Below are 12108 nucleotides of genomic sequence, written 5' to 3'. Positions count from 1 at the left end.
TTTCACTTATGCTCTCCGGATAAAAAATTGTTGAAGAAGTTTTACATAGTCCTCCCCTGTGGCAACCTGCATTAGATCGGCTCCTGATTTGCGAAAGGCCGCCTTTGCGTCATCAAGTATTTTGTTGAACTGTTGATTATACTTGAACCTGGTATAAGTATCATTCGTATCCAGCAGTACCATTTTACCAGTTTCCGAGTCCATAACCTGTAACAAGCCAATTTGCGGCAGGTGTTCATCCCGCTTATCATAAACCTGTAGTCCGATTACATCATGCCGCTTTGCAGCAACCCGCAAGGCATCCTGGTAGCCCGCATCGGCAAAATCGCTTAGGATAAACACAATGCTTTTATGACGGGTAACGCTGTTGAGGTATTGAAGTGCATTAATGATATGGGTATCGGCGGCGTGTGGCTGGTAGTTGATCAGTTCACGAACAATGTACAGGATATGGTCCTTGCCTTTTTTTGCCGGGATAAACTTTTCTACCTTATCACTAAAAAATATAATCCCAACCTTATCATTGTTTGTTGTTGCAGAAAACGCAAGCACCGCACAGATCTCGATAATCAGGTCCTTTTTATTCTGGCGAAAAGTTCCAAACAGGCTACTCGCGCTAAGGTCAACCAACAGGTAGACCGACAACTCCCGTTCTTCCTCGAACAACTTGCTGTAAGGATGTCCCATACGAGCCGAAACGTTCCAATCGATAAAGCGGGTATCATCACCAGGCTGGTATTCCCGAACCTCCTTAAACGACATTCCCCTACCCTTAAAAGCGGTGTGGTACTCGCCCGTAAACAGGTGGTTAGTCAGCCGCTTGCTTTTTATTTCAAGCGCTCTAACCTTTTTCAATATGTCTTCAATAGCGGGCATGTAGTACTTAACAGGTATGGGTTGATCCGGGCAAAATATCACGTGTGAGTGTTGAACCGGATGCTATGGAACGTTTATGGTTTTTAGAATATCGTCAATGATTTTTTCGGAGTTGATGTTTTCAGCTTCTGCTTCGTAAGTCAGGCCTATCCTGTGTCTCATTACGTCTTTACAGATCGCTTTAACGTCGTCGGGTATAACGAACCCACGTTTGTTCATAAAGGCATGTGCCTTTGCCGCCAGGGCAAGATTAATGCTCGCACGTGGTGAGCCACCATAACTGATCAACGGCTTTAATCGTTCAAGCCGGTATTGCTCAGGAAAGCGGGTCGCAAAAACGATATCGATAATGTATTGCTCAACTTTTTCGTCCATGTACACTTGTCGAACCAGGTCTTTACCCTGGATGATCTCCTGTACACTTACCACTTGCTGAATAGGCTGATTCATTTCTCCCTGCACCTGTTGACGGATAATACGTTGTTCTTCTGCCCTGTCGGGATAAGTAACAACAACCTTCAACATAAAGCGGTCCACCTGCGCCTCAGGCAGGTTATAGGTTCCTTCCTGCTCTATAGGGTTCTGTGTTGCGAGCACCAGGAACGGTTGTTCAAGCTTATGTGTTTCTTCACCTATTGTCACCTGCCGCTCCTGCATTGCCTCCAGCAATGCACTTTGCACCTTTGCAGGGGCCCGGTTAATCTCATCCGCTAAAATGAAGTTGGCGAATATGGGTCCTTTCCTGATCAAAAACTCATTGCGTTGCTGGTTGTAGATCATCGTTCCTACAACATCAGCGGGCAACAAGTCGGGCGTAAATTGTATCCTGCTAAAGCGGGCGTTTACTGCATCAGCAAGCGACTTTATCGTTAATGTCTTGGCCAGCCCCGGTACACCTTCCAGCAAAACATGTCCATTACTCAACAAGCCAATCAACAAACGATCAACCATATAAAGCTGCCCGATAATCACCTTTCCCAGTTCCGTTCTCAATCTTTCAACAAATCCCGACGCGTGCTGTATTTTTTCGTTGAGCAGCTTAATGTCCTCTGCTGTTTGCATGTAAACTATTTAGCGGTGAAAATATCACAAAGGCCATGAACAATCATGGCCTTAGGGGAAAATTATATATTATTTAAACGGCGGAATCAATGCCCTGGCACACTCAGGAGACAGCTGCCGGCAATTCAACACTACGTTTCCATTCCATTAAGCGGGAGAATGCAATATGAAACCAGGAGGTAAATTTGTCCGGGCTTGTTTTAAGTAAGCCCGCAATTTCATCAAGAGGTTTGTAACAAAAGTCATTTACTTCAGCACTGTTAGGGCGTACACTTCCATGATACGATCCCAGGAAAACATGATCAAACTCATGTTCTGTTAACCCATTATTAAATTGAGACTTGTAGGTAAAATCAAAAACTTTCTCCAGTGGGGTATTAAAGCCAAGTTCTTCATATAACCTTCGTTCAGCAGCAGCCAACGTTTCTTCACCGGGGCGGGGGTGACTGCAACAGGCATTGGTCCACAGACCGCCGCTGTGGTATTTCGAAAAGGCCCTTTGCTGCAACAGCATCTCACCCTTACTGTTAAGTATAAATACACTAAATGCACGGTGAAGAACAGCTTTGTAATGCGCCTCCATTTTTTCCATAGTACCAATGGCTTCATCCTGTTCATTCACCAAAATCACTTCATCCATCGATATAAATTTATACAGGATCTTAGCCTTATTCAAAGGCGATCCAGCCACTTCAGGGTTGGTAAAAGTAGTAATTCAAAGCTATCGATTAAAGAAATAATTACCTGGAATCTGTTAGATACTAGCACAACTATTTTAAATAGTCGCAGCTTGATTATAAAGCTTAGCTTCTAATGAACTTCAGCCTAATAGCGTTGGATCTGGCTTTTCAGGAGCTTACGCGCAAAGTGGATCCTGCTCTTAATCGTACCTAGCGGCTCATCAACAATGTTGGCAATTTCGTTGTACTTGTAACCATCAAAGTACATTAGGAAAGGCTTACGAAAGATCTCCGGCAATTTGTGTATAGCCTCTTTGATCTCTTTTAAATTCATCGTTGTCTCCGCCGAATTTGCTACAGATGTTTGATTGTAGTCAAGCAAAAACTCATTGGGCGTACTGTCTAGTACGGTATTCTGCTTAAGCTTGCGACGATAGTTATTGATAAATACATTGCGCATGATGGTATAAAGCCAGGCCTTGATGTTGGTCCCCACATTATACTTGTCCTTGTTAGCCAATGCCCGGTATAAAGTCTCCTGAAACAGGTCTTTAGCAGTCTCCTGGTCGCGTGTTAAGGTAACCGCAAAAGGCTTCAGGAATTCAGCATTAGATAAAAGCAGTTGATTAAATTCTATGCTACCCATGGAATATTGTTTAGGAATGTTATACTCAAAGTTAAACAAACTTTTGTAACAAACCAGTTTTCATATAATATTTTTAGTATCAGAATGTCGGAAAAAACGAACACAGGTATATACGGGAATAGATGTCGTTAGGATGATTTAATGCAAAAAAAAACCGCTGCCATGGGCAACGGATTTTGTCTACCTAACGGTAGTTTCAACAGGGTGGATTATCAAAGTGTTACAATGTATTCAACCACTTCCGACAGCGATCGTTTAAACAGGATATTCTCAGGTATCTTCTTTTTGTAGGACTGCGTAAGTGGGCCCGAGATGGTTAGAGCAACATCAGGCATGCGGGTTTGCATTTGTTGCAGGAACCTTGCAAAGTTAAAATTGCTTGCAACAGAGGTAAGATGGCAATAGAGCGCATCGGGTTTTTTCAACTTAACAATATACTCAACGTCCTTCAACGGAACGTTTGCGCCAAGGTAAAGCACCTTTATGCCATTGCGTTTCAGCAGGTAATAAATAAACAATAAGCCAAGTTCGTGGTACTCATTTTCAGGTAAAAAAAGTACTATCAACTTCTCCCTGACGATGGTAGGCGGTGCATTTTCAATACCCGAAATCAGCTTTTGCCGAATGATGTTCGTTACAAGATGTTCCTGCGCAGGATTGATATGATTGGTTAGCCAAAGAATACCGATACGCTCAAGAAAACTAAATATGATCTGGGTGATGGTTTTTTCTATCCCCACACTCGAGATATAGGCTTCCAGAACACGTTCAAACACATCCATGTCGAGATCAACCATTGCCTGTATAAGTTGGTTCACAACACGTTCCTGTTGAGCCTGTCCGGGAGATAGGGAGAAAACTTTTTCTTCCATCTCCAACAGGTTCATTTTGTTGATGTGCGAAACCTTGAAACCATACTTATTCAGCAGGGCCACATTAAGGATCATCTTTAACTCATCGTTGGAGTAGTAACGGATGTTGGTTTCCGTACGCTGCGGCTTCAGGAAGGAATACCGCTGCTCCCATATTCTGATGGTATGGGCCTTTATCCCGGAAAGGTTTTCTAGATCTTTGATGGTGAACGCATTCATATGCAAAGAAACAGGGAGGGTGGTTAAAAATGTTTACTCAAACAACTAACGCTCAACAAGCAAGATGGTTCACTTGCAAACAATAATCATAATTTAACAACATAATCCAGCATCCATAAAGCCAAAACAAGTACGATACTGCCAGGTAAAACTTATCAGCCATGTGGAAAGCAGGTTTAATTGGGGGTGCCCCCACCCTAAGGGTTGGGGTCGGGCTTTACGGTACAAGTCCTCGTCCCCAACTACGTTGGGTACTGCGGGCTTTCCCCTTCAATCCCTCACCCATGCCTGCAATCATCAGGCTGTCTGCGCCGATGAAAACATTTTACCGGCAAGCAGCTATGCTATTTGCAGCACAAAAAAACCGGCACTTGCCGGTTTAAAGAAGTTCTGTTGAAGCCTTTACCCTTCGCAGGTACTCCCCATATCCACTTTTATCGTATTTTTTTGCAAGCGCATCCAAACCGTCTTTATCAATGAACCCCATACGATAGGCGATCTCTTCGATGCAGCCAATCTTCTGACCTTGTCGTTTTTCAATAACCCGAACAAACTCTGAAGCATCACTGAGCGAGTCAAACGTACCTGTATCAAGCCAGGCGGTTCCCCGGTCCATAACACCAACGTGAAGCGTACCATTTTCAAGGTAAACCCGGTTCACATCGGTTATCTCGAATTCACCCCGTGGAGATGGCTTTATGTTTTTGGCAATATCAATTACCGAATTGTCGTAAAAGTATAAACCCGGTACCGCAAAATTCGACTTCGGCTGCACAGGCTTTTCTTCAATACTTACCGCTTTGAAGTTCTTGTCGAATTCCACCACACCATACCTTTCCGGATCAGATACTTCATAGGCAAAAACCGCAGCGCCATTAACGTTATTAAACGACCTTACCAGGTTACCAAAGCCGGTACCATAAAATATATTATCGCCAAGAATAAGCGCTACCTTATCACTACCAATAAACTCCTCACCAATTACAAAGGCCTGCGCAAGACCGTTGGGTACTGCCTGTACAGCATAAGAAAATGTACATCCAATATCAGTACCGTCACCCAGCAGCTTTTGAAACTGCACAGTGTCTTCAGGGGTGGTGATGATTAAAATATCTTTTATGCCGGCTAACAGCAATATCGATATCGGGTAATAGATCATGGGTTTGTCGTACACCGGCATAAGCTGCTTACTTACACCTTTTGTAATCGGATACAACCTGGTTCCCGAACCGCCTGCTAAAATAATTCCTTTCATCTTTAAAAAAGCTTTGTTTGATCGGCGAGTAGCGGTAGTACGGTGTCCTTTTCAGAAATGATCAGCTCGTCTGACTGCATTTGCCAGTTAATATTTATTTGTGGATCGTTGTAGATTATTCCTCCTTCGGAAGCCTTGTTGTAGTAGTTGTCGCACTTATAAAAGAAGTCTGCAACATCGCTTAACACGAGGAACCCATGTGCAAATCCGCGCGGAACAAAAAGCTGGGTTCTCGAGGTTTCCGACAGTATTGTAGAATAGTATTGTCCAAAAGTCGGGCTGTCTCTCCTGATGTCGACTGCTACATCCAGCACCTCTCCCCTTAAAACGCGTACGAGCTTAGCTTGTGCGTGTTCACCAGTTTGAAAGTGAAGCCCCCGTAGCACACCCCGGGTCGACCTCGACTGGTTATCCTGTACAAAGGGTGTTGTTATCCCTGTTTCTTTAGCAAAGCGCTGTGCATTAAAACCTTCAAAAAAATAACCCCGCTCATCATTGAATACGGTGTCGTGAACAAGCAGGCAGCCTTGTAACGGTGTTTCTTCTATTTTCATTTATCTGTTGGTGTACATATTACTATAATATTGTTGGTAGGCACCCGATGTCACATTGTTAAGCCAACCGGTATTCTCCAGGTACCAGTCGATGGTTTCAGCCAGTCCTTCTTCAAAGGTCACCGAAGGTTTCCATCCAAGCTCCTGGTTGATTTTTGTCGCGTCTATGGCGTAGCGACGATCATGCCCTGGCCGGTCTTTAATGTAGGTAATCAGTTGTTCACTGGTGCCATTTTGATTGCCAAGCTTCTCGTCCATCTGGCTGCACAAAAGCTTCACGAGGTCAATGTTCTTCCACTCGTTAAAGCCACCTATATTGTAGGTATCGCCACGTTTTCCCTTGTGAAATACCCGGTCGATTGCAGTAGCATGATCTTTTACAAAAAGCCAGTCTCTTGTATAAAGACCGTCCCCGTAAACCGGCAAAGGTTTTTTGTTTATAATATTGTTGATGAACAACGGGATCAGCTTTTCAGGAAAATGATAAGGCCCGTAGTTATTTGAGCAATTCGAGATCACAAATGGCAAATCGTATGTTTCGCCATATGCACGTACGAAATGGTCGGAGGCTGCTTTACTGGCCGAATAGGGTGAATTGGGATGGTATGGTGTTGTTTCTGTGAAGAAGCCGGTTGCACCTAAGGCACCATAAACCTCATCCGTTGAAACATGATAGAATAGCTTGTCGCTAAAATTATTTGCCCAATGTTTTTTAGCAGTATTCAGCAGGTTAACTGTTCCAACGATATTGGTATGCACAAAATCCAGCGGTGAATGAATGGAACGGTCCACGTGCGACTCGGCTGCAAGGTGAATTACATCGGTGATCTCATGTTCGGAGAACACCCTTTCGAGTTCTTCGACGTCAAGAATATTTACTTTTTCAAAAGTATAGTTTGAAGAACCATCAACATCTGATAGATTCTCAAGGTTGCCTGCGTAAGTCAGTGCGTCGAGATTAACAATCTTATATTCAGGATAGGTATTTACGAATAACCTGACAACATGTGAACCGATGAATCCGGCTCCACCGGTAATTAAAACATTTTTCATTTTATGCTATAATAATTTTTATACCATTTGATAAACTCCTTTATGCCCTGCTTAATTGTGGTTTCAGGCTTATAATTGAAGTCTTCTATCAAACCCGACACGTCGGCAAAGGTGGCCGGCACGTCGCCCGGCTGAATGGTTTTCATCTCCTTCCGCGCCGCTATGCCCAGTTCTGATTCAATGGCAATAATAAAATCCAGTAAAGTAACGGGAGAATTGTTCCCTATATTATATATTCTGTATGGAGCCTTGGAACTGGACGGATCCGGGTTCTTTGCGCTCCAATGTTCATTACCTGGTGGTGGGTGGTCAACTACGCGAACAATCCCCTCGACAATGTCATTCACATAAGTAAAGTCGCGCACCATATTACCGTTGTTGTAAACCTCTATAGGTTTGCCATCGATGATAGCTTTGGTAAAAAGAAAAAGGGCCATGTCGGGCCGTCCCCATGGACCATAAACCGTAAAAAAACGTAAGCCCGTAGTCGGGATATTAAAAAGGTGACTATACACATGCGCCATCAGTTCGTTGCTTTTTTTACTTGCGGCGTAAAGCGACATTGGATGATCTACATTTTGCGACGTTGTAAAGGGTACGCTTTCGTTTAAACCATAAACACTCGAACTGCTGGCATATACCAGGTGACCAACCTTGTGGTGGCGTACATTTTCGAGAATATTGGTAAATCCTACGATGTTGCTGGTTATATAAACATCGGGGTTGGTAAGGCTGTACCTTACCCCGGCCTGAGCGGCAAGATTAATTACTGCATCAAATTGCTGCTCCGCAAACAGGCGATCAAAACTTTCTTTGTCTTCCAACTGCAACTGGATAAATGAATAGTTTGGAAAAACATCGCTTTGTACGAGTGAATTGTATTTGATTACTGAACGCTGGATACCATGTTCCGCAAGCCTGGCATATTTAAGGTCGATATCATAATACTCGTTGATGCTATCAAGACCAACAACAATGTCGCCCCGTTGCACCAGCCTTGCTGCAACGTGAAAACCGATGAAACCTGCAGTGCCTGTAACCAATATTTTCATACTGTTGCTAGATTGCGTTTGGCCAGCAAACTTATATATAAATTGTCCGTTGCGTTCACCTCCGATACTTTCGAGAACTTTTGTGTGCAATATACCTTCCCCTGCTCACCCATATCCTGCCTCAACTGAGGATTACCAATAAGCTGACTAAGCTTTTGAGTAAAGGTTTCGATATCTCCTTTGGGCACAAGGTAGCCGGAAACATTATCAAGAAAGGTGTCGGCAACACCGCCAACATCGTAAGCGATTACGGGTTTGCCACCCATTTGTGCCTCAATCAGCGATACCGGTGTTCCCTCGTTTAAAGAGGTAAGTGCAATAATATCCAACCCGGCAACTACTGTTGGCATGTCGTAAAGCCAGGAAGTAAAAATCACCTTTGCACCAGCGCTGGGTTTGTGTGGTGTCGAATACAGGGTTCCGTTTTCATCAAGGTACTGCTGCAGGGCAGCAGCCAGGTTACCATCGCCAATAATAAAAAAAGTACAGTTGTTACAACCGCTGTCGAGTAAGTTTTTTGCGATCCTCAAATAATGGTGATGGTTTTTTATGGCAACGATCCTTCCGATTATACCAACCGCTACTTCATGGGAGGGAAGCCCATAACCATCACGAAAGTTCATGCGGGCGTCACTGCCTGCCAATTTCATTTCCAGCCCAAGGGGGATCACGTGTACTTTCATCCTGGGAAAAACCTTGAATGTATTTACGATCTCGTTCCTCTGCGAAGTACTAAGTGCTATAGCTGCATCGGTTACTGACGCCATTAGCCGCTCGGTATTTACGACGGCTTTAGAAATAATACGATTGAAATAAGAATGAAACACGTGGCCATGAAAAGTATGTACAACAACAGGCACCTTACACATGCGGGCAGCAAGCCTCCCAAGAAAACCCGACTTTGCGCCATGAGTATGCACAATGTCGGGTTTAAAGGCCTTTATTTCTTTCACGATGTTGCGGAACGCAACTACATCTGTTACTGGGTTTAGCGTTCGCTGCATGGCAGGAACCTCGATCATTGTTAAACCCGGATATTGCTCCAATAAAAAAAGCGGCGCAATTTCGTCCGCTTCTTTTTTTCCGTATATGATTTTGACATGATACCGTTTGCTGAGTTGGTACAGCAAAGGTATGGTGTCGGTGGACTGGCCACCGATAACAAACCTGTTTAAGATTACCAATAAGCGCGGCCTGACAACCTGCTTAAAAGTCCTGCTTTCCTGGCCCGATTTCAAAATATTTACTGGCGTAGTTATATGCAGGTAATTTGCTCGTTCAATAATATGCACCGTTGCTAAACGTTATGTGGTACAAGAGTGCGACGCAACGATGTTTGATCAGCGATTTAATGCCAGGTCCAAAAAAATTCGGGTTAAGTGTCTACTTCCAGTCGGAGTCTTTAACTTCATCGTACACCATCTGTATCCCTTGTTCGAGGGGTATCTGCGCTTTCCAACCTACAGCAGCAAGCTTCGAAACATCCATTAACTTTCTGGGGGTACCATCAGGCTTGGAAGGATCATTTTTGATTTCACCTTCAAATCCAACGATTTTGCTGATCATTTTAGCAAGGTCCATGATGCTGATATCCGTACCTGTTCCAATGTTTACCAATCCTGGTTCGTTATAGGTTTCCATCAGGTAGTAGCAGGCATTAGCGAGGTCGTCGACATGCAGGAACTCGCGCAATGGTTTTCCGCTCCCCCAAATCTCGACTGAGTCAGCATTCTGGTTTTTAGCCGTGATAATCTTTCTCAACAAGGCCGGCAATACATGACTGCCATGAAGATCGTAATTATCGTTTGGCCCAAAGAGGTTGGTTGGCATCACCGAAATGAAGTTACAACCGTATTGCGCCCTATAAGCATCGCAAAGCTTAATACCCGCAATTTTGGCAATTGCGTACGGCTCATTTGTATCTTCAAGCGGGCCCGTGAGCAGGTAATCCTCCTTTAATGGCTGTGGAGCCATCTTTGGGTAGATACAACTTGAACCAAGAAACAACAACTTTTTAACCTTGTGCTCGTAAGCAGTATGGATAACGTTACTTTCAATCATCAGGTTATCGTACAGGAACTCTGCGCGATAAACATTATTTGCATGAATGCCCCCAACCTTAGCTGCTGCAAGAAACACGTAGTCGGGTTTTTCGAGCGAAAAAAAGTCGCGGACAGCCTGCTGGCTACGCAAGTCAAGATCACCAGAATTCCGGAATATGAAATTACTGTAGCCCTCCGCTTTCATTTTGCGAATGAGCGCGCTTCCAACCATTCCACGGTGACCTGCAACGTATATCCTGGCGTCTTTCTCCATTATTCGTATTGATTTTTAATTACGAAGCCGCTTTCTTTAAGCAGAACTTCACTACGGAACAGTTGAATATCGGCTTCCACCATTTCCTGTACCAATTCTGCCAGGCTATATTTTGGTGTCCAACCCAGTTTTTCTTTCGCTTTGGTACCGTCGCCAATCAACAACTCAACCTCAGTTGGCCTGAAATAGCGTGGGTCAACTTTTACCACCACTGTTCCTTCAGCAATCTGGTATTCGCTGCGGCATGATTTAACCACACCAATTTCGTCGACACCTTCGCCTGAAAACTCGATCTCGATACCTACGTTATCGAATGCCATGTGAATAAAGTCGCGAATGGTTGTTGTTACACCCGTTGCGATTACAAAATCTTCAGGCACATCCTGCTGTAGGATCAGATACATTGCTTCTACATAGTCTTTTGCATGACCCCAGTCGCGTTGAGCATTCAGGTTACCCAGGTAAACAGTATCCTGCAATCCCAGCGCAATTTTAGCGACCGCCCTCGTGATCTTACGGGTTACAAATGTTTCACCCCTAAGCGGAGACTCGTGGTTAAACAAAATACCATTGCAGGCAAACATATTGTATGCTTCACGATAGTTTACTGTTATCCAGTAAGCATAAAGTTTTGCAACAGCGTAAGGAGATCTTGGATAGAACGGAGTGGTTTCGCTTTGCGGAACCGCTTGTACCAGTCCGTATAATTCAGATGTAGATGCCTGGTAAATTCTTGTTTTCTTAATTAAACCCAATAGACGTATTGCTTCAAGCAAGCGCAGGGTTCCGATACCATCGGCATTAGCCGTATATTCAGGTGTTTCAAAACTAACCTGTACATGGCTCATTGCGGCGAGGTTGTAAATCTCGTCGGGCTGAACTTCCTGTATAATGCGGATCAGGTTGGTTGAGTCGGTTAAGTCGCCATAGTGCAGAACCATATTGCGGTGAGAAACGTGTGGATCCTGGTACAAGTGGTCGATACGATCAGTATTAAACAAGGAACTTCTACGCTTTGTTCCGTGAACTTCATATCCTTTACTGAGTAGTAATTCTGCAAGGTAGGCGCCATCCTGGCCCGTAATACCCGTGATCAGAGCTTTTTTCATTTGTAATTAGAATTGCTGCAATTTTAAATTTAATTATTTAATTCTGGCTGTATTTTTCCGGCTGGTCGCCAGGTATGCCATTCATACCCATTTACCAGGATTGTATTGATACCATTAATAACGTATCAATGCCCGTTTAAGTGTATTTGCAAGAAACCTTTGCCCTGGTAATCAGGTGTCAGTTGATCAGGGGAATAATCATAAGGCAATCTCAATACTCATCCGTGATGGTGTTACAAGTAAGCCGATCGTAATCGTGTTACATAACACCTACAACAGCCGCCAGCAAGCTGTATTGGTTTTCAAGGAGCCCTTACAAGACGAAAACGTTGGGACGAATGTTGCTTGTAAACTGCAGAAATCAGAATTTCGGCAAAAGTATTAAAGTAAATGTTATATAACTAGAATTAAGGT

12 protein-coding genes are annotated in these 12108 nt (G+C 43.8%); all 12 read right to left on the bottom strand.

Annotation, left to right across the window (positions count from 1 at the left end; all coding sequences use genetic code 11):
- Positions 1-6: 6 nt before the first annotated feature.
- Entirely contained in the window at positions 7-918 is a 912-nt protein-coding gene (locus EXU57_RS17865; protein WP_243745639.1) for a DUF58 domain-containing protein, read from the bottom strand.
- A 21-nt stretch (positions 919-939) separates the two neighbouring features.
- Positions 940-1899: an AAA family ATPase gene (locus EXU57_RS17860; RefSeq protein WP_410528415.1), complete on the bottom strand. Its 960-nt coding sequence runs from the start codon at positions 1897-1899 to the stop codon at positions 940-942.
- A gap of 142 nt (positions 1900-2041) precedes the next feature.
- Positions 2042-2578, bottom strand: a complete 537-nt coding sequence (gene idi, locus EXU57_RS17855) for an isopentenyl-diphosphate Delta-isomerase (RefSeq protein ID WP_133269605.1) — start codon at positions 2576-2578, stop codon at positions 2042-2044.
- A gap of 185 nt (positions 2579-2763) precedes the next feature.
- Positions 2764-3264: an RNA polymerase sigma factor gene (locus EXU57_RS17850; protein ID WP_133269604.1), complete on the bottom strand. Its 501-nt coding sequence runs from the start codon at positions 3262-3264 to the stop codon at positions 2764-2766.
- A 212-nt stretch (positions 3265-3476) separates the two neighbouring features.
- The gene (locus EXU57_RS17845) at positions 3477-4355 is read right to left on the bottom strand and encodes a MerR family transcriptional regulator (RefSeq protein WP_133269634.1); all 879 of its coding nucleotides are present in this window, start codon (positions 4353-4355) and stop codon (positions 3477-3479) included.
- A gap of 379 nt (positions 4356-4734) precedes the next feature.
- Entirely contained in the window at positions 4735-5610 is an 876-nt protein-coding gene (gene rfbA, locus EXU57_RS17840; RefSeq protein WP_133269603.1) for a glucose-1-phosphate thymidylyltransferase RfbA, read from the bottom strand.
- 2 nt (positions 5611-5612) lie between these two features.
- Positions 5613-6164 (bottom strand): dTDP-4-dehydrorhamnose 3,5-epimerase, encoded by a 552-nt coding sequence (gene rfbC, locus EXU57_RS17835; protein WP_133269602.1) that lies wholly within the window; start codon positions 6162-6164, stop codon positions 5613-5615.
- A complete protein-coding gene (rfbB, locus tag EXU57_RS17830) occupies positions 6165-7217 on the bottom strand; it encodes a dTDP-glucose 4,6-dehydratase (RefSeq protein ID WP_133269601.1) in 1053 nt (350 codons plus the stop codon).
- Entirely contained in the window at positions 7214-8269 is a 1056-nt protein-coding gene (locus EXU57_RS17825; RefSeq protein WP_133269600.1) for an NAD-dependent epimerase, read from the bottom strand. Before EXU57_RS17825 ends, rfbB begins: the two co-directional genes overlap by 4 nt.
- Positions 8266-9507, bottom strand: a complete 1242-nt coding sequence (locus tag EXU57_RS17820) for a glycosyltransferase (RefSeq protein WP_165958195.1) — start codon at positions 9505-9507, stop codon at positions 8266-8268. Before EXU57_RS17820 ends, EXU57_RS17825 begins: the two co-directional genes overlap by 4 nt.
- A gap of 145 nt (positions 9508-9652) precedes the next feature.
- A complete protein-coding gene (locus EXU57_RS17815; protein ID WP_133269598.1) occupies positions 9653-10585 on the bottom strand; it encodes a GDP-L-fucose synthase family protein in 933 nt (310 codons plus the stop codon).
- A complete protein-coding gene (gene gmd, locus EXU57_RS17810; protein WP_133269597.1) occupies positions 10585-11694 on the bottom strand; it encodes a GDP-mannose 4,6-dehydratase in 1110 nt (369 codons plus the stop codon). Before gmd ends, EXU57_RS17815 begins: the two co-directional genes overlap by 1 nt.
- Positions 11695-12108 lie beyond the last annotated feature (414 nt).

This window comes from Segetibacter sp. 3557_3, assembly GCF_004354985.1.
Taxonomy (GTDB): domain Bacteria; phylum Bacteroidota; class Bacteroidia; order Chitinophagales; family Chitinophagaceae; genus Segetibacter.
This window is presented reverse-complemented; position numbering and strand designations above follow the sequence as displayed.

Bases quoted from the DNA above. Each gene is read 5' to 3' on its own strand.
- idi (WP_133269605.1), bottom strand. From the start codon at position 2,578: ATGGATGAAGTGATTTTGGTGAATGAACAGGATGAAGCCATTGGTACT.
- EXU57_RS17850 (WP_133269604.1), bottom strand. From the start codon at position 3,264: ATGGGTAGCATAGAATTTAATCAACTGCTTTTATCTAATGCTGAATTC.
- EXU57_RS17845 (WP_133269634.1), bottom strand. From the start codon at position 4,355: ATGAATGCGTTCACCATCAAAGATCTAGAAAACCTTTCCGGGATAAAG.
- rfbA (WP_133269603.1), bottom strand. From the start codon at position 5,610: ATGAAAGGAATTATTTTAGCAGGCGGTTCGGGAACCAGGTTGTATCCG.
- rfbC (WP_133269602.1), bottom strand. From the start codon at position 6,164: ATGAAAATAGAAGAAACACCGTTACAAGGCTGCCTGCTTGTTCACGAC.
- rfbB (WP_133269601.1), bottom strand. From the start codon at position 7,217: ATGAAAAATGTTTTAATTACCGGTGGAGCCGGATTCATCGGTTCACAT.
- EXU57_RS17825 (WP_133269600.1), bottom strand. From the start codon at position 8,269: ATGAAAATATTGGTTACAGGCACTGCAGGTTTCATCGGTTTTCACGTT.
- EXU57_RS17815 (WP_133269598.1), bottom strand. From the start codon at position 10,585: ATGGAGAAAGACGCCAGGATATACGTTGCAGGTCACCGTGGAATGGTT.
- gmd (WP_133269597.1), bottom strand. From the start codon at position 11,694: ATGAAAAAAGCTCTGATCACGGGTATTACGGGCCAGGATGGCGCCTAC.